Origin of the sequence: Rothia sp. 27098_8_27 (assembly GCF_041432805.1) — a bacterium.
GTDB classification, from domain to species: Bacteria; Actinomycetota; Actinomycetes; order Actinomycetales; family Micrococcaceae; genus Rothia; species Rothia mucilaginosa.
Genome location: NZ_JAPWAJ010000002.1, coordinates 146,984 through 169,613, shown reverse-complemented (window position 1 = coordinate 169,613; position 22,630 = coordinate 146,984). Strand labels below are relative to the sequence as shown.

Genomic DNA, 22,630 nt, shown 5'->3' with positions numbered 1-22,630 from the left:
CCTGAGTTAGGATATGAACATGAGCACTTACCAGGAACTTCCCAGCATCTACCGATTGAAGCGCTCGCTGACCGACGTCGATCAGATTGCTAACGAATATTTTGAGAAGGTCCTCGACCTGAACCCCGTCCATGCAACCGAGCTTGGTCGCAAAGGCGTAGAGACCCTGTACCCCGACTACTCGCCCGCCGGCGAGAAGGCTTTTGCGCGCCTTGCGAAGAAGACCTTGAAGAAGGTCGATAACGTCCTGCCTATTGATGACGTTGACCTGGTCACCCTGGATGCTCTGCAGGAGCGCCTGAGCCTGTACCGCAAGCAGTACAAGGCTGGCTTTGGTGGCTGGCAGATGAACAATATTGCCTCCGTCCCGCAGGAGGTGCGCTCGGTCTTTGACCTGATGAAGCGCAACACCCAGCAGGATTGGGAGCACATTATCGGTCGTATGCACCGCGTGACCGAGGCGCTGGAGGGCTACATCCAGACCCTTGAGGCGGCTCGTGAAGAGGGCAAGGTCGCCCCGCGCCGGCAGGTGGATATTGTCATTGAGCAGACCGCCGCGTACTACGCTCCCGGTGGTTTCTTTGACGAGCTTGCCGCTGAGGTCGCCGAGGCTGTCCCCTCACTGAAGGAGGAGGCTGCCGCAGGTGCCGAGGCTGCAAAGGAAGGCTACCGCCGCCTCAACAGCTACCTGGTGGAGAAGCTGCAGCCGGTCGCTCCCTCCCGCGACGCTGTGGGCCGTAAGGCGTACAGCCTGCACTCCCGTTCGTTCCTGGGTACCACCATTGACCTGGACGAAACCTACGCCTGGGGCGTGAAGGAGCTGGAGAGCATTATCGCTCGTCAGCGTGAGGTTGCCGAGGAGATTGAGCCGGGCGCAAGCATTGAGCGCGCTAAGCAGCTGCTTGATGAGGATCCGGCACGTCAGCTGCACGGTACCGATGAGCTGAAGGCATGGATGCAGAAGCTCGCCGACGCCGCCGTGGAGAACCTGGCGGGTAGCCACTTTGAAATTGGCGGCCCCATGCGCCGCATTGAGTGCTGCATTGCGCCCACGAACGAGGGCGGTATTTACTACACCGGCCCCTCCCCCGATTTCTCGCGTCCGGGCCGCATGTGGTGGTCGGTTCCCGAGGGTGAGGATACGTTCACTACCTGGCGTGAAACCTCCACCGTGTACCACGAGGGCGTTCCGGGCCACCACCTCCAGATTGCTATTGCTACGGCTCTGCAGGGCACCATGAACTCCTGGCGTACAAACATGCTGTGGGTTTCCGGTCACGGTGAGGGCTGGGCGCTGTACGCCGAGCGCCTCATGGAGGAACTGGGCTACCTGAAGGATCCGGGTGACCGCATGGGCATGCTGAACGCTCAGCGTATGCGCGCCGCCCGCGTGGTCTTCGATATTGGTGTTCACTGCGAGATGCCGATTCCGGATGAGTGGGCTGAGCAGTTGGGTGTTGAGCCGGGCACCATCTGGACTTCTGAGCTGGGTTACGAGTTCTTGAAGCTGAACCTGGACGAGTCCGAGGGTCACCTGCGTTTCGAGTTCCTGCGTTACCTGGGTTGGCCGGGTCAGGCGCCGAGCTACAAGATTGGCGAGCGTCTCTGGCTGGAGTTGCGCGATCAGGCTGTGCGCCGCGGCGATGACATGCGTGCATTCCACACGCGTGCGCTTCTGCTCGGTTCGGTGGGTCTGGATACTCTGCGCCGCGCTCTGACCGATGAGATGATGCTCCCTCTGGATACTGAGGATGACGACGATGAGGACGATGACGAGTAGCCTCTAGTCTGCTCGCTCCTCGTCGAGTGAATCTCTGGAGCCTCTGAACTAGAGCCTTGAGATTAGGAACTCTATAGACGAAGCCCCCGCTTTAGCTTTATGGCTGAGGCGGGGGCTTCGCTGTGTTTTCGTGTCGTCTGAAGGCTATGTCTTCTGGTGGCTATCCGAAGTTTGCGGTGCCGGGGTCGGTGGTGCCGAATCCCATGCCGGAGGAGTCGTTCAGGTCTACCAGGTGCGGGGCGAAGCGGCACCAGTAGTCGGTGAGCGCGCCGTTCGATTCGCGGATGCCCACGCCTACGGTGCGTCCGTCGACCACCCACACGCCGAGGATGGGATGGCTGACCGGGTTGATGATGCCCTCGTAGCGCGGTGCCGGGATGTACTCCTGGTAGATGAATTCGCTTTCGGGGGCGTTGGCGAAGAAGTCGTCATCTTCGGGCTTGATGAAGACGTCGTAGTCGGGGGCGTAGATTTCTACTCCGTCGCCTTCGCGTCCGAAGAGGGGCTTGCGAACCCAGTTGCGCATGCCGCCGCGGTGCCCCGCGTAGGTGGGTACGAGGTTCGGGTGGCCGGGGTACTTATCCCAGAGCGCGGCGAGCAGCAGCTTATTGGAGAGGAACATCTTCCACGCAGGCTCGATCCAGCGGTCCATGGCGCCGTGGTAGGCGAAGAGGAGCTTGTCGTAACCTGCATCGCTGTCGGTGACCAGGTCTTCCCAGGGGTAGAGCTTGAAGAGGTTGGTGATGCGCCGTCCCTGTGCGTCTTCCCAGCTCTTGGTGTCTTCGTTGAAGATGACTTCGTCGATGGGAATCATATGGGTTTTGATGCCCGCCTGCTGTGCCGAGTAGGCGATGAGCCAAAGGTTGTTATAGTCCTCGTTGTTCTCATCGATTTCGGAGGGCACATGTGCCAGGTGCAGTACGGGCTGCACTCCAGCGGTGATTTCGGGGGCGAAGATGTGGCGCCAACGGTTGGTGAAGGCTTCACCGATTTCACCCCAGTGGGCGTAGCCGCGGGTGTCGAGGCGCTGGTCTTTCGCCCAGGTTTTCTGGCTGACTGCCGCCTCCACGATGCCGGTGGGGGTGTCTGCGTTGTATTCGAGCAGCTTCATGGGGTCGCCGGGCACACCGGAGTAGGTGAAGTCGAAGCGTCCGTAGAAGTCGGCGTCGCGGCGGTTCCAGGATTCTACGGCGAGGTTGAACGCCGCCTGGGGCAGGCCGAGGGTGCCGAACGCACCGGAGGCAATGTACTCGACGGTTTCCAGGCACATGCGGTGCATTTCTTCCGCTTGGGCGCGCACAGAGTCCATTTCTTGCGGGCTGAAAATGTAGGCGGCGTATTCGTTCCAGTAGTGGTCGGTGTCGTGGGGGCCGTCCACGCTGTAGGTGAGGCCTTCCTCAACGATGACGTTCTCCCAGTCGGGTCGGCCGACGGGAAATTCTTCGCGGCGCATGAGGGGCTAGGCTCCTTCGAAGTAGTGATTGGAAAGCGGTGTTGTTACGTCACCGCGAGTGTGGTTGTTCTAGTGAGGAAAATGCGGGCGGGACCGCTCAGTCCCTGCCCGCATTCAATGTGATGGCTTATGGCTTAGCCGCCGGAGGTACCTCCGCCGGACTTCGAGCCGCCACCGAAACCGCCCTTGCTGCCGGACTTCGAGGAAGAGCCAGACTTGGACGAAGAACCGGACTTCGAGGACGAACCCGACTTGGAGGACGAACCGGACTTGGAGGTGTTCGACTTGCTGTAGGAGCCGGTGCTACCGCTATTGCTGGTGCCCTGCTTACCGCTGGAGACCGAGCCGGTGGTCTTATTACGCACCGTGGAGGTCTTACCGGAGTTATTGGTGCTGGTCACCTTGCCGGAGGAAACGGTGGAGGACTTCTTCGCGGTGCGGTAGGAGTCTTCAAAGCTACCGCCCTTGGAGGACACACCGCTGTAGACGGTGCCGTTGCTGGGGCGGGTGGTGCTGCCTCCGGAGAGCTTGGTGCCCACACCGGGAACCGTAGGGGTGCCGGTAGAGTTCGCGGCACTTTGGCGACCCAGGTAGTACCAGAGGAACGCATTCGAATTATTGTGGGTGGTGGTCGAACCGGAAGTGCCCGACGACCCAGAAGAGCCCGAGGAGCTGGAGGAACCGGAAGACCCAGAAGAACTTGAGGACTCCGTGGAAGAGGCCGAGGGCGAGTCGGTCGGCTCCTGAACGCCTGCCTTCTCACATTCGCTATCTTCCACGCGCAGACCGGTCTTCGCGTCCTGGCAGACGCGGGCGTACTCTTCGCCCTGCGACAGGAACGCGTTCTCTTCCTGGTGCATGGAGTTGTAGGCGAAGATGCCACCGCCAACCAGCAGCACGCCAGCGCCAGCTACGGCAATCATCTTGGCGATGCCGGGGCGGGTCGCACCCAGGTTCAGGGTCTGCTGGGCAGAGGTCTGTGCGGCGCGGGTAGCGAAATCTGCAACCGCCTCCATGCGATTGCGGGGCTTCTTCGGGCCGTTAGGGGTGGTGGTTCCGCCGGGGTATTGGGGAGCAGAACTCATGCATCTCTCCTTGAAAGGTGGTGCGTGGCGTAACGCTCAACGCGTACATGAAGCTGAGTGGGTACAGCATCATCCGGCGACTTTCGCCGGACTATCGGTGTGGTTCCAGCATATCAAGCCCTAGCTTTCGGATTATTAGCTGACGGCAAAATCTCAGCAAGCTTCGCCGCATGTTGCGCAGTTGTTTCCTTTCTGTTTGCTTTTGCGGTGGCTCCCGAATAACTATCAGCCGTTTTAACCGCCTACGTGTGTGGGGCAGCTGGCGGCGTTGCTGGTTGGGCTGCGCTGCTGACGGCATTGCTGGTTGGGCAGTCGGGTTGGGCTGCGTTGCTGGTTAGACTGCGGGATGTACAGCCGAAAGGTCCCTTCGGAAAGTCACAGTTCGTCACGCATCCCCTACACTGCAGCGGATTGCAATACTTCTTCACACAAACTCGCGCCGGAGCGCGCAAAAGTTTTAGAGTATGCCACATGTCTACACCGCATGCATCATCTCGTTCACGTCTGCCCAAGTGGGCTACTTCTTTCGGCAACCAAATCATTGCCTCCCTCATTCTGGGTATTGTTCTCGGCGCGCTCGCCCTCGCACTGGGCGGGGACGCGAAGAGCAACCCCAACTGGCTCATGGTGACCTTAGATACCATCGGCTCTTCCTACGTCACCCTGCTGAAGGCGGCCGTTGTTCCGCTGATTTTCACCGCCGTGGTCGCCTCCATCTCTAACCTGTCGCAGGTGACTAACGCGGCGCGTCTGGCGGTTAACACGCTCATCTGGTTTGCGATTACCGCGTTCTTCGCGGTGCTCATTGGTATTGCAATGGGCCTCATTGTTCAGCCAGGCGTGGGTGCGCAGGTGCAGGGCAAGGCGTACACCGGCTCGACCGGTTCGTGGACCGCATTCCTGACCGGTCTGATCCCGGTGAACTTCCTGGGTCTGGGTGTCAGCGCTAAGTCCGGTGAGTCCGGCATCACCGCCTCGGCATCCTTTAACGTACTGCAGATCCTGGTCATTTCCGGCGCGGTCGGCATTGCCGCACTGAAGGTCGGCGAGGCAGCCAAGCCGTTCATTGACGTGGTCAAGAGCGCCCTGGCGATTATTCAGAAGATTCTGTGGTGGATTATTCGCCTGGCACCGCTGGGCACGGTGGGTCTGATTGCTAAGGCAGTGTTCGCGTACGGTTGGGCGTCGATGGGTTCGCTGGTCGCGTTCGTTATCGCCCTCTACATTGGCCTGTTGCTGGTCTTCCTCGTGGTCTACCCGATTATTGTTCGCGCGAACGGCCTGTCGGTTCGCCAGTACTTCTCGGGCGTGTGGCCGGCGCTCCAGCTGGGCTTCGTGTCCCGCTCCTCGATGGGTTCGATGCCGATGACCCAGACCGTTGCCGAACGCAACCTGGGTGTTCCCCGCGCCTACGCATCCTTCGCCGTTCCGCTGGGTGCGACCACCAAGATGGACGGTTGCGCCTCGGTTTACCCGGCTCTGGCCGCAATCTTCGTGGCTCAGTTCTACGGTATTCAGCTGGACTTCACCCAGTACCTGCTGATTGTGATGGTGTCCGTGCTCGGTTCGGCTGCGACCGCTGGTACGACCGGCGCTATCGTGATGCTGACTCTGACCCTGTCCACTCTGGGTCTGCCCCTGGACGGCGTGGGTCTGCTCCTGGCGATCGACCCGATCGTGGACATGGGTCGTACCGCCCTGAACGTTGCCGGTCAGGCTCTGGTTCCCGCGATTGTGGCTCGCCGCGAGGGCATCTTGGATGAGGAGCTCTACAACGCTCCCCGTTCGGAGGGCGGCTTCGTGGCTCAGGAATTCTACGATGAGCGCATCGCCGGCGAGGCGCAGCGACTTCACGAGGTGGAAGACAACACCGCCGTGGCACACCGCTAATCTGACGAAGGCTCACGCACACGGCGCTAGGCGGTACCGCTTAGCGCCGTGTAGCTTCTCCGCCACCCATGCCCCCAGCATGGGCGAAATACATTTGTCAACCGTCATAAAAACGTCACGATTGATTCTTCTTTTCTTTAACGTTTGAGAAGAGTTATGATTTTGAACGGCGTGTTCCATCTCCTACGTGGTTGAGGGGGATGGGACACGCTCTTTCTATGCCCGCCGGTTTTATGCCCCCTCGTTATACCCCTCGGCTCGGCGCTCCAGCCCTCCCCCAGATTACGCCCCCAGATTATGCGAATGCCCCGTGTTCAACGCTGACGCACCGGCGGAGGCTTCCACCCAGTGACCCTCAATCTGCACTCGAGGGTAAGGCTCACCCGCAAGGCTCTAAAATAGAACCTATGAGTACCACACCGATCCGTTTGATTCTTGCCTCTGCCTCCCCGGCGCGCCGCAAGCTCCTGGAAGACTCCCACATCGCGTTCACGGTGCGCGTCTCTTCCGTAGATGAGGACGCCGCACTCGCTACCGCCAACGAACAGGCGCGAGCACAGGGACGTGCGGGACTCACCCCGGCTGAGACAGCTTCCCTGCTGGCGCAGCTGAAGGCACAGGCAGTTGCCGCTGAACTCGCCGCCGAGGGTGTGCGCGATGCACTGGTTCTGGGCTGCGATTCGGTCTTCGAGTTTGAGGGTGTTGCCTACGGCAAGCCTCACACTGCCCAGGCGGCACGCGAGCGCATCAGCGCAATGAGCGGCAACTACGGTGTGCTGCATACCGGTCACGCGCTCGTGGATTTGCGCGGTCTTGAGCCAGGTGCCGAGCTGTCCGCTACTTCTGAGCTTCCTACTGTCTCGGAGCTGCGCAGCGCCACCGTCCACTTTGATGAGCTCAGCCCCGAAGAAATCGAGGTGTACATTGCTACCGGCGAGCCGCTCTGGGTGGCGGGTTCTTTCACCCTCGACGGTTACGGTTCCGCGTTTATTCGCGGTATTGAGGGCGAGTTCCACACGGTGGTGGGCCTGTCCATCCACGCGCTACGCGATATGTTGCGACGCCGCGAAGTAGCGGTGACCGAGTTGTGGCTGCCTCCCGAGGATGAGGATTAGAACCACGCCCACCGCATAAACCCACAGCATAAATCTGTCTCAAAGCGCGCCCTGAAATATACATTGTTGAACACCAATCGATAAGATAGAACAGTATGATGCGCGTTATATTCGCCAATCCTGCCGATGTATCCTTGGAGCAGGAGATTAAAGGAGAGCTTTAAGTGACTCAGCACCAGGCAGAAGCCGCCAAGAAATTTACTGCAGTCCCCGGCCGCCACACCGGCCCGGTCAGCAAGATTCTGATCGCTAACCGCGGTGAAATTGCTGTCCGCGTGATTCGCGCAGCCTGCGATGAGGGTCTGCAGACCGTCGCCGTCTACGCTGACCCCGACCGCGACGCCCAGCACGTAAAGCTCGCCGATGAAGCCTACGCTCTCGGCGGTGCCACCGCGGCACAGTCCTACCTGGTGATGGACAAGCTCATTGAGATTGCCGTCCGCTCCGGTGCTGACGCCGTGCACCCCGGCTACGGTTTCCTCTCTGAGAACGCGCAGTTCGCGCAGAAGTGCATCGACGCGGGCCTGACCTGGATTGGCCCCTCCCCCGAGTCCATTACCCAGCTGGGCGATAAGGTGGCGGCACGCCACATCGCGCAGAAGGTGGGCGCTCCCCTGGTGCCCGGCACCAAGGACCCGGTCAAGTCCGCCGATGAGGTTGTTGCCTTCGCGGATGAGCACGGCCTGCCCATTGCGGTGAAGGCCGCATTTGGTGGCGGTGGCCGCGGCATTAAGGTGGCTCGCGACCGCGAGAGCATTGTTGAGATGTACGAGTCCGCTGTTCGTGAGGCGACCGCGGCGTTCGGTCGCGGCGAGTGCTTCATTGAGCGTTTCCTGGATTCGCCCCGTCACGTTGAGACCCAGTGTCTGGCGGATGCGCACGGCAACGTCGTGGTGGTTTCCACCCGTGACTGCTCCCTGCAGCGCCGCAACCAGAAGCTCATTGAGGAGGCGCCCGCCCCCTACCTGAGCGATGAGCAGAACGAGCGCCTGTACGAGGCGTCCCGCGCGATTCTGCGCGAGGCTGGCTACCAGGGCGCAGGCACCTGTGAGTTCCTGGTCGGCACCGACGGCACCATCTCTTTCCTTGAGGTGAACACCCGTCTGCAGGTGGAGCACCCGGTCTCCGAGGAGATTTCCGGTCTGGACCTGGTTCGTGAGCAGTTCCGTATTGCTCGCGGCGAGAAGATTGAGGAGAAGGACCCGGTTCTGCGCGGTCACTCCTTCGAGTTCCGTATTAACGGTGAGGATGCGGGCCGTTCCTTCATGCCCGCCCCCGGCACCATCGAGAAGCTGACCGTGCCCACCGGCCCCGGCGTGCGCTGGGATTCCGGCTTCGTGGCTGGCGACGTTATCGGCGGTAACTTCGACTCTATGCTGGCTAAGCTCATTGTTACCGGCGCGGACCGTGAGCAGGCTCTGCAGCGTGCCCGCCGTGCCCTGGCTGAGCTGACCATTGAGGGTATGCCCACCGTCATCCCGTTCCACCGCGTCGTGCTGGATGATCCCGCCTTCGCGCCGGCTGAGGGCGGCGAGTTCAAGGTGCACACCCGCTGGATTGAGACCGAGTTCAATAACACCATCCCCATGTACTCCGGCGCACCCGGCAGCGTGGATTCCGATGAGGACGAGCGCACCACCGTGGTTGTTGAGGTCAACGGCAAGCGCATTGAGGTGTCCCTGCCCGATCTGGGCGGTGGTGCTAAGCCTGCCGCTAAGCCCGCCGCCAAGACCCGCAAGTCCCGTTCGGCACGTAGCGCGGCAAAGGGTGGCGGCGACGAGCTGACCAGCCCCATGCAGGGCACCATCGTGAAGGTTGCCGCATCTGACGGCGACACCGTCGCCGAGGGCGACCTGATTCTGGTGCTGGAGGCTATGAAGATGGAGCAGCCCATTACCGCACACAAGGCGGGTAAGGTTTCGGGTCTGTCCGCTAAGGCCGGCGATACCGTCACCTCCGGTGCGGTGCTGGCGACCATCAAGTAACGCTCTATCTCGATACTAATATCTCGATACTGAGGTCTCGCGACTGCGAGCGCTATAGGCTATACGAATCCCCCGGAAGGGTATGAGGTAATGTCTCGTATCTTTCCGGGGGATTTTCCATGTCCGCTCTTGTCTGTTTCTGTGGGGTTTGAACGACCGCCTATTGCGATTACGTCCAGATAGTGGCTGTATTTGTTTGGGTTTTTCTGAACAGAGTTATAATGTTGCACTTTAGAGGAGCCTTTCAGATTCCTACGCCCACCGCACCCACCCGGTGCGGTCACGGCACCCGATACGCGCCTACGGCACACCCGCCTCACGCGCTGACCGACAACGGAACACCTACCTCAGGCTCCATGTGTACACACAAATTCACCATCTCGGGAGTTTTCCTCATGAGCGCTTCTGCATCCGACACGAAAGCGTCTGCTGCACCGGTGAAGAATACGACTCCTCGCAGTCGAGTTATTCTCGCCTCGCTCGTTGGTACCACCATCGAGTTCTACGATTTCTACATTTACGCCACTGCAGCAGTGGCTGTGTTCCCCGTACTGTTCTTCCCCTCGAAGGACGCAACCACTGAGCTTCTGGCTTCCTTCGCGACCTTCGGCGTCGCCTTCGTTGCCCGCCCCCTCGGTTCCGTAATCTTCGGTCACTTCGGTGACAAGATTGGTCGTAAAGCAACCCTCGTTGGTGCGCTACTGACCATGGGGCTGGCGACCTTCATCATCGGCCTACTGCCCACCTACCACCAGATTGGTCTGTGGGCCCCGACCATGCTGACCATTATGCGTTTCTGCCAGGGCCTGGGTCTGGGCGGCGAATGGTCCGGCGCGGCGCTGCTCGCGAGCGAATACGCTGAGGACGGCAAGCGTGCCCGCGCCGCGATGTGGCCTCAGCTGGGTGCACCCATCGGCTTCGTGCTTGCGAACGGCTTCATGCTACTGCTGACCAGCTGGATTACCTTCAACTCCGCAACCGATGCGAAGAACCTCGAGCACCCCTTCCTCATTTGGGGTTGGCGTATTCCGTTCCTGCTGTCCATCGTGATGGTCGCTGTTGGCCTGTACGTTCGTTTCAAGCTGGAGGAGACCCCCGTCTTCGCCAAAGCAGCAGCTAACAACGAGAAGGTTAAGACCCCGCTCGTTGAGGCATTCAAGGTCGCTTGGTGGCCCATGATTCAGGGTACCTTCATCATGGTGGCATGCTACGTGCTGTTCTACCTGATGACCGCGTGGGTTCTCTCCTACGGTATCGGCAAGGCTGATAAGGGCGGCCTGGCGATCCCCTACCGCGAGTTCCTGATCATTCAGCTGATCTCCATTATTGGCTTCGCAATCTTCATTCCGATCTCGGGTTGGCTGGCTGACAAGTACGGCCGCCGCACCCAGCAGCTGTGGACCACCATCGCGATGGCTGTCTTCGGTCTGTCCTTCGGTCTGTTCATCTCCCCCTCCGTTGTTGGTACCGGCGCGAACGCAAACGCCGCTGTGGTTACCCTCTTCATCTTTATCGGTATGTGCCTGATGGGTCTGTCCTTCGGTTCCATGTCCGCATACCTGCCGGAGCTGTACCCCACTAACGTGCGTTACACCGCCAGCGGTATCGCATACAACGTGGCGTCCATCCTCGGTGCGGCACTGACCCCGTTTGTGGCTGTTTGGCTGAACACTTCCTATGGTGTGGCTGCCGTGGGCGGCTACCTGGCGTTCGCCTCGATCCTGAGCGTTGTCTTCATCCTGCTCACTCACGAAACCCGTGACGTGGACATGAACGCTGTCAGCACCACGAAGTAAAACTTCGCAGGGGCTAAGGCGTCTCTACAGCAAAGCGGTGGGGGTCGCCTCCTGAATTTCTTAGGTTCAGGAGGCGACCCCCACCGCTTTTATACTGTTCCGGGATGCTGCACCAGGCGGGGAACGCCCAGCTCAGCACCTAATAGGTTGATGCCTACAGACCGCGAGTGTGCAGCTTACGTGCCGCCTCAGCAATAGAGCCAGAGAGCGAGGGGTAGACCGTGAAAGTATCCGCCAGGTCATCCACCGCGAGCTTCTTCTCCACCGCCAGGGCAATGGGGTAAATCAGCTCGGAAGCACGCTGACCAACCACCACGCCACCAATGACGGTGCCGGAGTGACGGCGAGCAAAAATCTTCACGAAGCCATCGCGCATCGCCATCATCTTCGCACGCGGGTTCGTGCCCAGCTGCAGGGTCACCGCGTCGCCGCGGTAGGCGCCCTCGGCAAGGTCCTTCTCACTCACGCCTACGGTCGCAATCTCCGGGGAGGTGAAGATGTTCGCGGCAACCTTATCGGTGCGCAGCGGGCGCACCGCATCACCGAGGATATGCGCCATAGCGATACGGCCCTGCATCGCAGCCACGGAAGCCAGCGGGTACACGCCCGTGCAGTCGCCGGCAGCGTAAATGCTGTTCACGCTCGTGCGGGACACACCATCCACCTTAATATGACCGCTCGGGGTCTGCTCAACACCGACGTCTTCCAGGCCCAAATCTTCAGTGTTCGGAATCGAACCAATAGCAACCAGGCAGTGAGTGCCAGAAACCTTACGACCATCCGACAGAGTCACAATCACGCCGGAGCCATCCTCAGTACGCTCAACAGCAGCCGCACGGGAACGCGGCATCACTCGCACGCCGCGACGTTCAAAGACGTCCTCCAGCACGCGAGCTGCGTCCTCGTCCTCACCGGGAAGCACGCGGTCACGCGAAGACACCAGCGTCACCTTCGAGCCCAGACCGTTATACGCCGACGCGAACTCGGCACCGGTCACACCCGAACCAATCACAATCAGTTCCTCGGGAACCTCGGAGAGGTTGTACAGCTGAGTCCAGGTCAGAATACGCTCGCCATCGGGCATACCGGTCGCCATTTCACGCGGATGCGTACCCACCGACAACAGCACAAAGTCCGCGTGCAGGGGGTAGACGAGGCCCGCCTCATCGGTCACCTGCACGGTGTGGCGGTCAAGGAGCTTACCGGTACCGTGAATAATCTTCACTCCTGCAGAGGCCAGGGCGCGCTTAATATCGGCGGACTGCTGCTGGGCCAGGTCGCGGACTCGGCGGTTCACGCGGTCCATATCAACACGAAGCTGCGGCGCCTTACCCTTCGTGTTCTCGATGCCCAGGCTACCCGCCTCGGAGAAGCGGGTCATCATATCCGCCGTAGCAATCAGGGTTTTAGAGGGCACAACGTCAGTCAGAACGGCGGAGCCACCAATGGCGTTGCGTTCGATCAGAGTCACGTCCGCGTTGGATGCGGCAGCCACCATCGCTGCCTCGTAGCCGCCGGGGCCACCACCAATAATTACAATTCGCTGAGATGCGTAGTTCACCGTTGAAGTCATGCCTTAATTGTGAGCTATGCCGCCCCTACGGGGCAAACGCACTCGCCGTGCAGATGTGCCATATTGTGGCAATCTGCACGGCGAGCATTTACTTGGGGCATGCCGGTTAGACGGGGCGCCCCCCCCCGTTCTTCTAACCTCTACCCTATCTTCTAACTTCTACTCCTCGAGAGCCTGCGGTTTCTCGGCATAAATCGAGTTGATGAACTTCTCAGCCCACTGCAGCATCGCGCCGTCCACCAGGTCCTTACCGCCCACCGGCATGGTCTTCGGGCGCGGAACCAGCGTCAGCCAGGTATCCATACCCTTCGGCTGGGCGTGCGTGGAGCCAGGGTACACGCGCTTCATGCGCATCTGGCGGGACTCCGGCAGCGGCGTAGCGGTTACCACGCGAACCTTCGGACCCAACACCACCAGTTCATGAATACCGGCGGCACGGGCGTGCATACGCACCGTCGCCACGGCAAGCAGGTTCTCTACCGCATCCGGCAGCTCGCCGTAACGGTCGACCAGCTCCTCGCGAGCCTCCGCAATCTTCTCTTCGGTATCGGCGGCAGCAATCTGACGGTACGCCTGCAAGCGCAGACGCTCAGAATCAATGTAGGTGTGAGGAATATGCGCATTGACGGGCAGGTCGATCTTCGTCTCGACCTCACGCTCCTCCTTCTCGCCTCGGTAGTTTGCGACCGCCTCGCCGACCAGGCGCAGGTACAGGTCAAAACCGACACCGGCAATATGGCCGGACTGTTCGCCACCGAGCAGGTTGCCCGCGCCGCGAATCTCCAGGTCCTTCATCGCAAGCTGCAGGCCAGCGCCCAGCTCATTGTGGGTCGCCACGGCCTTCAGACGCTCGTGGGCAATCTCGCCGAGGGTCTTATCCACCGGGTACAGGAAGTACGCGTAGGCGCGCTCGCGGCCACGACCCACGCGGCCGCGCAGCTGGTGCAGCTGGCTCAGACCGTAGTTCTGGGCGTGGTCGACAATGAGGGTGTTCGCGTTCGAAATATCCAGGCCGGTCTCCACGATGGTCGTGCACACCAGCACGTCAAAGCGGCGCTCCCAGAAGTCCACAATAATCTGCTCCAGGCGCGATTCACTCATGCGGCCGTGGGCGGTGGCGATGCGCGCCTCCGGAACGAGCTTGCCGATTTCCGCAGCAACATCGTCGATATCAGCCACGCGGTTGTGCACGAAGAACACCTGTCCTTCACGCATGAGCTCGCGGCGGATTGCGGCGGTAATCTGGCTGTCGGTGCGCGGACCGACGAAGGTCAACACGGGGTGGCGCTCCTCCGGCGCGGTGGCAAGGGTGGAGGTTTCGCGAATACCGGTCAGCGACATTTCGAGGGTGCGCGGGATCGGGGTTGCGCTCATGGCCAGCACGTCCACATTGGTGCGCATCTGCTTGAGCTTTTCCTTGTGCTCCACTCCAAAGCGCTGTTCCTCGTCAATGATGACCAGGCCCAGGTCCTTGAATACCACGCTGTCCGAGAGGATGCGGTGGGTACCAATCACCACGTCCACCGCGCCGGATGCGATTTCTTCGGTAATCTGGCGGGTTTCCTTCGCCTTCTGGAAGCGGGAGAGCACACGAATCTTCACGGGGAATCCCGAGAAGCGCTCGCTGAACGTCTCGTAGTGCTGCTGCGCGAGCAGGGTCGTGGGTACGAGCACCGCGACCTGTTTGCCGTCCTGCACCGCCTTGAATGCGGCACGTACGGCGACCTCGGTTTTGCCGAAGCCCACATCGCCGGAGATGAGGCGGTCCATGGGGATTTCTTTCTCCATATCCTCCTTCACCTCGTGGATGGCGGTGAGCTGGTCGGGAGTCTCGTTGTAGGGGAAGGACTCTTCCAGCTCTCGCTGCCAGGGGGTGTCTGCGGCGAAGGCGTGACCGCGCGAGGCCTGGCGTGCCGAGTAGAGTTTCACCAGGTCGGCGGCGATTTCCTTGACTGCCTTGCGAGCGCGGGACTTGGTCTTAGCCCAGTCGCTGCCGCCCATCTTGGACAGACTCGGGTTCTCGCCACCCACGTAGTTGGAGATGAGATCCAGCTGGTCGGAGGGCACGAAGAGGCGGTCGGGTGCGCCACCGCGCTTGGCGGGGGCGTACTCGATGACCAGGTATTCCTTCATGGGTTGCACACCGTTGACCGGGGAGGCACCCGCCACCGGGCGAGAAGTCATCTCGACGAAGCGACCGATGCCGTGGCGTTCGTGTACCACGTAGTCGCCGGGGTTCAGCGCGAGAGGATCAACCGCGTTGCGGCGGCGGCGTGTCTTGAATTTCTGTCCTGTGGCGCCTCGGGGTGCGTAGGTTCCGCGGCGTCCGAGCAGTTCTGCTTCGGTGAAGACGGCGAGCTTCGCTTCCTCAAGGAGGAAGCCTGCGGAGGCGGGCGCCTCGCAGACCTCGACGATGCCGTGTTCGAGGTCCCCGGCGGGGTCGGCTTCGAGGCTGGTTCGGCGGGCTGCGGGTACGGCGGGTGCCCCTTCGCCGGAATGGAAGAGGTCGATGAGGCGGTCGGTGGAGCCGCGGCCGTTGGTGAGGGCGAGGACGGTCCACTGTTGCTGGATGAGTTCGCCGACCTGGCTGAGCATGCGTTCGACGGAGCCGTTGAATGCGGTTGCGGGGGTGGCATTGACGGTGTAGGTGTCGATGCCATCTTCGATGGCGTCGGCAATGCTCTGGTTTTCGAGTGCGCCTGCGGCGGCGTCTTCGAGCAGGTCTGCGTCGGTGACGAGTTCGGTGATTTCCCACCAGCTGAGCTTGGCTTCGAGCGCCTGTGCTGTGGTTTGGTCAATGGTGCGGAATCCGCTGTCGCTCATGCGGAGCTGACCGAGGTCGATGGGTGCTACTGCGTCGGCTTCTGCGGAGGTGTCCCATGCGGCGGCGAGGAATTCTTCGTTGGTGGCGACGAGGTCTTCGGCGCGGGCGCGCACACGCTCGGGTTCGACGTTAATGATCATGGACCCAGCTGGCAACAGCTCGGTGAGGGTGTTCATGGATTCGATGAGTAGCGGGGTGAGTGATTCCATGCCTTCGACGTAGATTCCGCCGGCAATCTTCTCAAGCATGGTTGCGGCTGCCGGGTAGTCGGCCTTCAGGCGCGCGGCGCGGCTCATGACCTCGGGGGTGATGAGCAGTTCGCGGCAGGGCAGCAGGGTGAGTTCGGTGAGCTCTCCTCCCCCGCTGAGGGTGCGCTGGTCGGCGACGGAGAAGTGGCGCATTTCGTCGAGTTCGTCGCCGAAGAATTCGAGGCGGACGGGGGTAGTTGCGGTGGGCGGGAAGACGTCGATGATGCCGCCGCGTACGGCGTATTCACCGCGCTTGGCAACCAGGTCTACGCGGGAGTATGCGGCGTCGTTGAGGCCGCGCACCACATCTTTGAAGGGGTATTCTTCGCCGCGGACCAGGTGCACGGGTTCGAGCTTTTCGATGCCGGTGACGATGGGCTGGATGACGGCGCGTACGGGTGCGATGACAACCTGGGGGCGGCTGCTGGGCTCCCCGGTCATGGCGCGTAGTACCTGCAGGCGGCGGCCTACGGTGTCGGAGCGCGGTGAGAGGCGTTCGTGGGGCAGGGTTTCCCAGGCGGGGAAGAGCGCGATGTCTGCGGCGGGCAGGTAGGAGCGCAGGGCTGCGGCGAGGTCTTCTGCTTGGCGGTCGGTGGGGGCGATAATGAGGCTGAGCGCTTCGGGGGTGGTTCCACGTACGGCGGCGGAGATGTCTGCAATGAGCGCAGCGTGGGTTCCGGCGACGGCGCCGATGAGGGTGCGTGCGCTGCGTTCAGCGGGCTTCGCGGAGGCGGCGGTACGAATCGCGGCCCAGCTGCTGAGTTGGTTGAGGGTGTTCAGGAGGGGGTGCAGGGGTGCCTCGAGGGGCTGTGCGGTAGCTTTTCGGGTGGTGCTCACGGGTTCTCCTGAGTCTGGGGCCTTCGCTTGCGGCGGTTGAGCTGGTGGAGGGCTGCTATGGATGGTCGGTATAGGGCGGTGCCGGTTTGGGGCGTCCGAGTGAATTTGCCTTTATTTCATGGTGCTTTTTGTGCGTTTTGGGGTGTTTTTTTGCGGCTTTTCCATTGTAGGACTTGTCTGCTTTTTCTGGCATTTTTCTCTTGTATTCTTCTGTGATGGAATATATTCCTTTTTGCACTCGATTGTCGCTTTCGTGGGTGATATTTGAGTATGGTTTTCTTCCGTGTCTGTTCCTGTGCCACAACGTTCATCACATGGGGCACAAATCACACATTCATGGGCATCTTTGCACTTTGTGCACCATTATTTTCACAGCTTAATCCTGTACCCTAATCATTAACACTTAGAGAAAAACCAGACAGTATATCCCCTTCCGGATTCTGTTTACCTCTTCCAACCAACCTCAGGTTTTCAGTATTTACTGCGGTTTTTCTAGTGCGCTAAATTCACCGTATCTTTCGATGTTTCTTCCGGAACGTCGCATCAGAAAGACGCATATGACAACCACATACACGAACAAACCCGCTGAAAAGCGCCATGCCCATTCATGGTCTGCTAAAAAGTGGGCCGCTTTCGCACTCGCTTTTGGTACCGCTTTCACTGCGGCACCTCTTACTCCTACTACTCCCGCCTCGGCTGCGACCGGAACCCATGACGGTTCCAGTAGCGATAAGGCGGCTGCTTCCTGTTACGAGGTCAAGCAGGTTAATCCTTCCGCCTCCTCTGGCACTTACTGGCTGTACACCCCGCAGATGAGCGGCCCGGCGCAGTTCTACTGCGATCAGGAAACTGATGGCGGCGGCTGGGTCATGATTGGTCGCGGTCGTGAGGGTTGGACCGAGTCTTACAACGGCACCGGCGACCCGAATCAACTGCACCAGAACCCCACGGGCCCTTCCGCTTTTACTCCCGTCCAGCTTCCCGCAAACACTGTCGATGCCCTGCTGAACGGCATTAAGCCTCAGGACCTTCCCGATGGTATGCGCCTGCACCGTGCCCACAATGCAAGGGGCACCCAGTGGCAGAACGTTTATGTTCAGCGTCCTCAGACTGAGCAGTGGACCTGGGCAATGAGCTACGGTCAGCGTTGGGGCACCGTGAAGTTCACCGGTGCCGGCATTAACCGCACTGCGCGTATGGGCGGTTCCCCCTCGGAGATGGCTCCGGGTATTACCACCAGTTCTGTTCGTTTCTTCGCGAACCCGAACCAGGGCTACCAGATTGGTTTTGCGTACGGTTCGCTGGTGAACTTCGGTAATGAGAATTCGGATTCATACATTTACCACAAGCGTGGTTCCGCTGGTTACTCCATCCCCTTCACTCAGGTGTTCCTGCGTCCGAAGCTGACTCAGCGTGACTTGAACTTCTCGCAGATTGGTTCTGGCTCTGCCGCTAGCAACCGTCGTGCTCTGCCAAATAGCTACACGATGCCCGTTCGTTGGCGCACCAGTGAGCAGACTGGCACCGGCAAGAAGAACGAGATGAACACCTACGTTCAGGCTATTACTCAGGTGGGCGACACCGTCTTCACCGGTGGCGACTTCAAGTATGTGGAGTCGGCTGGTGGCGAGCGCGTGGACCAGTCGTACCTGGCTGGCTACAACGTGGATTCGGGCGAACTGGTTCGCTCGTTCCGCCCGACTTTCAACGGCCAGATTAAGGCTCTTGAGGCTCTGCCGAATAACCGCCTGGCAGTTGGTGGCGAGTTCACCGAAGTTAACGGCGAGAAGGTCAACCACTTCGTCATTCTGGACGCAACCACCGGCCAGATTGACCGCACCTGGGATCTTCAGATTCAGCGCCGTAATGGCGATGCAGTTCAGGTGAAGACCCTGCTGGTTCAGGACGGTTACCTGTACATTGGCGGTAACTTCACCCATGTAAAGGGCAATACGTCTAAGGCGTACGCTTACTCGCGTGGTGCCGCTCGTATTAAGCTCTCGAACGGTGCGGTGGATTGGAACTGGCGCCCGAACTTTAACGGTACGGTCAACGGTATTACAGCTGCGTCCGATAACTCGACTGTTCACGCTGCGGGTTACTTCACTGAGCTGAATAACCAGCGTGCGTTCCGACTGGCTGCTTTGAATGGCTCGGATGCTTCGAACATTAGGTGGGAGTGGGAGCCGTCGCTGAAGCTGAACATTACTGACCGTATTGTGTATGCGTTCCAATTCGATGTTCAGGATGCTGGCTCAACCGTGTGGACTGGCGGCGCTGACCACTTGATTGCTAACTACTCGAAGAACGGTTACGGCCGTATTTCCACTGCGATTTCTAAGTATGGTGGCGACTGGCAGGATCTGCACCTGAGCGGTAACACCATTTACGGCGCGTGCCACTGCGGTGACGTCCTCTTTGAGGGTTCAACCGGTTACCACACCTACTGGAAGGAATCGAAGGCGGTTCACCGCATGCGTTTGGTCGCGGCGTTTGATAAGGACAGCGGCGAGGTTGTGGGCGAGTTCAGCCCGGTTCTGAAGGGCGCGAGCGGCTACGGTGTCTGGGAGTCCTTCGTGGATTCGCGCGGCAACCTGTGGGTTGGTGGCGACATTAACCGTTCGTTGGGTGCTAATGGTGAGCAGCGCACTGTCGGTTTCGCTCGCTTCGCAGCTCGCGATGTGACTCCCCCCTCGACTCCGTCGAACCTGTCGGTTCGTCGTGAGGGTTCGACCGATAAGCTGTCCTGGTCTGGTGTTCGTGAGAGCGGTGCTCGCTACCAGGTGCTGCGTGATGACCGTGTGATTGCTACGGTCTCGGGCACCAGCTACGAGGTTGAGCATACTGATGGCGCTCGCTACTATGTGCGTTCCATCGATGCGTCTGAGAACTTCTCGGCTTCCACGGGAGCTGCTCAGGCTTAGGTCAGATTGTTGATCTAGTTTCTTTGAGCCGCCGCCTGGTTCGGGCTCTGCAGGGTTTGCGGGGTCCGGGTCAGGCGGCGGTGCACCCGGGGTGTATGCCCTCTATAGTTTTGGTTCGGTCCGGTTTTCCCAGTTTGCTATCTCTTCGCCTCTGCGGCGGCTATGATGGGTTGAGATTCATTGCGTCGGATGGGTTGCTTCCGTCCTTTCCGATGATGGGCTGAATCTTGGTCTGTGGTGTTTCTTCGCTGTTGGTACGACAGAGGAAACTTCACAGATTTTTAGCGTTCCGCTTCGTACGGGTACGGTGCCATTGTTGGCTTCGTGCGTGAGGGGTGGGGCGTATTCATTCAATTTCCGATAACTACACTCACTGATTCCGGCTACAGACTCGCTGTTAGCGCAGTTCATAACGCTTCCCCCTTACCCCGATGCCTGGTCACTATGCTGTGCCTTGTGTGGGGTTGGTGTTGCTGTGTGAATTGCAGTTTTCTGCTGTGTGCCGGTTGAGGTCTCTAGGAGAGACAAATGAATTTTCTTCCGTTCACGCGTGGAGGGCGCGCGCAGGGTGCTGCTTCCTCCGCTTCTGAGGGCTCTCGCGTAGCTTCTCGCTCCGGGTCCCGTGCTTTGGGTGCGGCGGCTGCTTCTTTTGCGATGGTTGCGGCTTCTTTGGGTCCGATTGCTTCGGGCGCGCAGGCTGCTGATGCACGCTACTATGACGGTTCGTCGAGTGAGCGCGCGGCTGCGAGCTGCTGGGAGGTTAAGCAGAATAATCCGCGTGGCAAGAGCGGCGCGTACTGGCTGTACACCCCTGCGATGAGTGCTCCTGAGCAGTTCTATTGCGATCAGGAAACTGATGGTGGCGGCTGGGTTATGATTGGCCGCGGTCGTGAGAGCTGGACTGAGAACTACTACGGTCGCGGTAATGCCGATCAGCTGTATAAGAACCCGACCGGCTTTGATGCGGTGCAGCTCTCCGGCGTGACCGTGAACGCGCTACTGAACGGTACCCGTCCGCAGGATTTGCCCGATGGCGTGCGTTTCCATCGCGCGATGAACGTTGAGGGCACTACCTGGCAGGATTTTAAGGCTCACCGTGATTCCAGTACCGAATGGACTTGGACTTTGCGTTCGAAGATGTTCTGGTCAAATATTTCGGTCAAAAACACCTGGCAGTACAGTAACCGTTATGACTACGCCAACCGTGGTCAGGTGGCTGGTAACATCTTCACCCATGATTCTGATGATTTCCGTTCCCTGAACTTCGAAGAGAAGGCATCGCAGGGCTACAAGTTGGGCTTCACCTACGGTCGCAACGCCAAGATTACATGGTGGACCGAGACCTACCTGATGAACCGTCCTTCGGCGTATATTTACCGCCCGGCGGATGATTCGACCACTCCCCTGGTATTTACTCAGATGTTCTTGCGCCCGAAGGTGACTCAGAACGATTTGGTGGCTAAGGGTCTGCATGATTATGGCCAGCAGGGCTCTGCGGCAAGTAACCGCCGCGCGCTACCCAATAGCTACTCCGAGAAGTGGAAGTGGCGTACCAGCACTGAGACCGGTACCGGCAAGAAGGGTGAGATGAACACCCAGGTTGAGGCTATCACCGAGGTCGGTGGCGCTGTCTTTACCGGTGGCGATTTCGCGTATGTTGAGTCGGCTAGCGGCGAGAAGGTTGAGCAGGCTTTCTTGGCTGGTTACGAGGTGGGTACCGGCGAACTGCGCCGTTCCTTCCGCCCGAAGATTAACGGTCAGGTGAAGTCGGTTGAGGCTCTGCCGAACGGCCTGCTTGCTGTGGGTGGTTCTTTCGACCAGGTGAACGGCGAGTACTACAACGGTTTTGTAATTCTGGATCCGCAGACCGGTCAGGTTGCTAAGGACTGGGATATCCGCGTGGTCAGCCGCATCACTTCCCTACCGGTACAGATTAAGACCCTGCACGTGCGTGATGGCTACCTGTACATTGGTGGATCCTTCACTCACTTGAAGGGTCAGACCTCCCCCACCTACGCGTATGCAAGGAACCTGGCTCGCATTAAGTTGAGCAACGGTGAGGTGGACTGGAACTGGCGTCCGGTCTTTAACGGCACGGTTAACGGCGTGAGCGCTTCTGAGGGCAATGCCGATGTGTACGTCGCTGGTTACTTCACCCAGCTGAATAACCAGGAGGCGTTCCGTCTCGCTCATATGCAAGGCAGTAGCACGAACCCGGTGGCTTGGCACCACCGTCCTTCGTACACCCCCAAGAATGCCCAAACCTGGGATCTGAAAAACGAGCGCAGGATGTGGGGCTTCCAGTTCGATGTTCAGGATGCTGGCTCCTCCGTCTGGGTGGGTGGCACCGAGCATATGATTACCCGTTACGAGAAGTCGAGCATGCGTCGCACAGACAGTGCGATTACTCGTGAGGGTGGCGACTTCCAGGATCTGCACCTGAGCGGTAACACCATTTACGGTGCGTGCCACTGCGGCGATTTCCTCTTCCAGGGCGCAGACACTGTCTATTCGGAGTGGGAGAACGCGACCAATGCTCAGACCATTCGCCTGGTAGCGGCTTTCGATAAGGACAGCGGTAAGATGCTGCCGGAGTTCGCACCGATTATGAACGGCGCGTATGGATACGGTGTGTGGGAGTCCTTCGTGGATTCCACGGGCACTCTGTGGGTTGGTGGCGATATCCGTAAGTCGTTGGGCGCTAATGGCGTACAGCCGACTATTGGCTTCGCGCGTTATGCTCCTCGTGATGTGACCCCTCCGGCTCCCCCGAGCGATCTGAAGGTCACGACGAACGGTTCCAAGGATCAGCTGACGTGGTCGGGTATTTCCGAGCGCAGGGTGAAGTACCAGGTTCTGCGCGATGATCGTCCTATTGCGACGGTTACGGGTACGAGCTATTCGGTGGATCACCGCGATGGCGCCCGCTATTATGTGCGCGCGGTAGATACTGCGGATAACTATTCGGCAAGCACCGAGGCTGTCCAGGCAGCATAACCCCTCATCAGGGCGATATGCACTTTTATGACAAAGAATTTTAGTGATGTTCGCCCTATTGTCCCGGGCTGGTTCATGACCAGCCCGGGACTTTTTTGCACAATGTGAACCTATTTCATTCAT

11 protein-coding genes are annotated in these 22,630 nt (G+C 59.8%); 7 read left to right on the top strand and 4 right to left on the bottom strand.

The window, feature by feature from the left end; translation table 11 throughout:
- Nucleotides 1–19 precede the first annotated feature (19 nt).
- Entirely contained in the window at nucleotides 20–1,780 is a 1,761-nt protein-coding gene (locus O3675_RS04195) for a DUF885 domain-containing protein (RefSeq protein ID WP_371571155.1), read from the top strand.
- A 160-nt stretch (nucleotides 1,781–1,940) separates the two neighbouring features.
- Here O3675_RS04195 and O3675_RS04190 read toward each other — a convergent pair whose 3' ends face one another.
- Nucleotides 1,941–3,233 carry a glutathionylspermidine synthase family protein gene (locus tag O3675_RS04190; protein ID WP_371571153.1) on the bottom strand — a complete coding sequence of 431 codons (1,293 nt, stop codon included), beginning with the start codon at nucleotides 3,231–3,233 and terminating at the stop codon, nucleotides 1,941–1,943.
- A 134-nt stretch (nucleotides 3,234–3,367) separates the two neighbouring features.
- Nucleotides 3,368–4,318, bottom strand: a complete 951-nt coding sequence (locus O3675_RS04185; protein ID WP_371571151.1) for a hypothetical protein — start codon at nucleotides 4,316–4,318, stop codon at nucleotides 3,368–3,370.
- Between the two features lie 471 nt (nucleotides 4,319–4,789).
- On the opposite strand from O3675_RS04185, the gene O3675_RS04180 reads away from it, so the two are divergent.
- The 4 genes from O3675_RS04180 to O3675_RS04165 all read left to right on the top strand — a co-directional run bounded on the left by O3675_RS04180 (nucleotide 4,790) and on the right by O3675_RS04165 (nucleotide 11,104).
- The gene (locus O3675_RS04180) at nucleotides 4,790–6,208 is read left to right on the top strand and encodes a dicarboxylate/amino acid:cation symporter (protein ID WP_371571149.1); all 1,419 of its coding nucleotides are present in this window, start codon (nucleotides 4,790–4,792) and stop codon (nucleotides 6,206–6,208) included.
- A gap of 407 nt (nucleotides 6,209–6,615) precedes the next feature.
- On the top strand, nucleotides 6,616–7,323 hold the full coding sequence (locus O3675_RS04175) for a nucleoside triphosphate pyrophosphatase (protein WP_371571147.1): 708 nt from the start codon (nucleotides 6,616–6,618) through the stop codon (nucleotides 7,321–7,323).
- A gap of 164 nt (nucleotides 7,324–7,487) precedes the next feature.
- Entirely contained in the window at nucleotides 7,488–9,308 is a 1,821-nt protein-coding gene (locus tag O3675_RS04170) for a biotin carboxylase N-terminal domain-containing protein (RefSeq protein WP_371571145.1), read from the top strand.
- Between the two features lie 395 nt (nucleotides 9,309–9,703).
- The gene (locus O3675_RS04165) at nucleotides 9,704–11,104 is read left to right on the top strand and encodes an MFS transporter (protein ID WP_371571143.1); all 1,401 of its coding nucleotides are present in this window, start codon (nucleotides 9,704–9,706) and stop codon (nucleotides 11,102–11,104) included.
- Between the two features lie 154 nt (nucleotides 11,105–11,258).
- Here the strand turns inward: O3675_RS04165 and O3675_RS04160 are convergent, their stop codons facing one another.
- Nucleotides 11,259–12,677 (bottom strand): NAD(P)H-quinone dehydrogenase, encoded by a 1,419-nt coding sequence (locus O3675_RS04160; protein ID WP_044142785.1) that lies wholly within the window; start codon nucleotides 12,675–12,677, stop codon nucleotides 11,259–11,261.
- A 159-nt stretch (nucleotides 12,678–12,836) separates the two neighbouring features.
- Nucleotides 12,837–16,586: a transcription-repair coupling factor gene (gene mfd, locus O3675_RS04155; protein ID WP_371571141.1), complete on the bottom strand. Its 3,750-nt coding sequence runs from the start codon at nucleotides 16,584–16,586 to the stop codon at nucleotides 12,837–12,839.
- Nucleotides 16,587–17,143: 557 nt separating this feature from the next.
- Here mfd and O3675_RS04150 point away from each other — a divergent pair.
- Nucleotides 17,144–19,510, top strand: coding sequence for a fibrinogen-like YCDxxxxGGGW domain-containing protein (locus O3675_RS04150; protein WP_371571140.1), 2,367 nt, complete (start codon nucleotides 17,144–17,146; stop codon nucleotides 19,508–19,510).
- Nucleotides 19,511–20,038: 528 nt separating this feature from the next.
- A complete protein-coding gene (locus O3675_RS04145; protein ID WP_371571138.1) occupies nucleotides 20,039–22,507 on the top strand; it encodes a fibrinogen-like YCDxxxxGGGW domain-containing protein in 2,469 nt (822 codons plus the stop codon).
- Nucleotides 22,508–22,630 lie beyond the last annotated feature (123 nt).

Bases quoted from the DNA above. Each gene is read 5' to 3' on its own strand.
- O3675_RS04150 (WP_371571140.1), top strand. From the start codon at position 17,144: ATGACAACCACATACACGAACAAACCCGCTGAAAAGCGCCATGCCCAT.
- O3675_RS04160 (WP_044142785.1), bottom strand. From the start codon at position 12,677: ATGACTTCAACGGTGAACTACGCATCTCAGCGAATTGTAATTATTGGT.
- O3675_RS04175 (WP_371571147.1), top strand. From the start codon at position 6,616: ATGAGTACCACACCGATCCGTTTGATTCTTGCCTCTGCCTCCCCGGCG.
- O3675_RS04195 (WP_371571155.1), top strand. From the start codon at position 20: ATGAGCACTTACCAGGAACTTCCCAGCATCTACCGATTGAAGCGCTCG.
- O3675_RS04190 (WP_371571153.1), bottom strand. From the start codon at position 3,233: ATGCGCCGCGAAGAATTTCCCGTCGGCCGACCCGACTGGGAGAACGTC.
- O3675_RS04165 (WP_371571143.1), top strand. From the start codon at position 9,704: ATGAGCGCTTCTGCATCCGACACGAAAGCGTCTGCTGCACCGGTGAAG.
- O3675_RS04185 (WP_371571151.1), bottom strand. From the start codon at position 4,318: ATGAGTTCTGCTCCCCAATACCCCGGCGGAACCACCACCCCTAACGGC.
- O3675_RS04180 (WP_371571149.1), top strand. From the start codon at position 4,790: ATGTCTACACCGCATGCATCATCTCGTTCACGTCTGCCCAAGTGGGCT.
- O3675_RS04145 (WP_371571138.1), top strand. From the start codon at position 20,039: ATGAATTTTCTTCCGTTCACGCGTGGAGGGCGCGCGCAGGGTGCTGCT.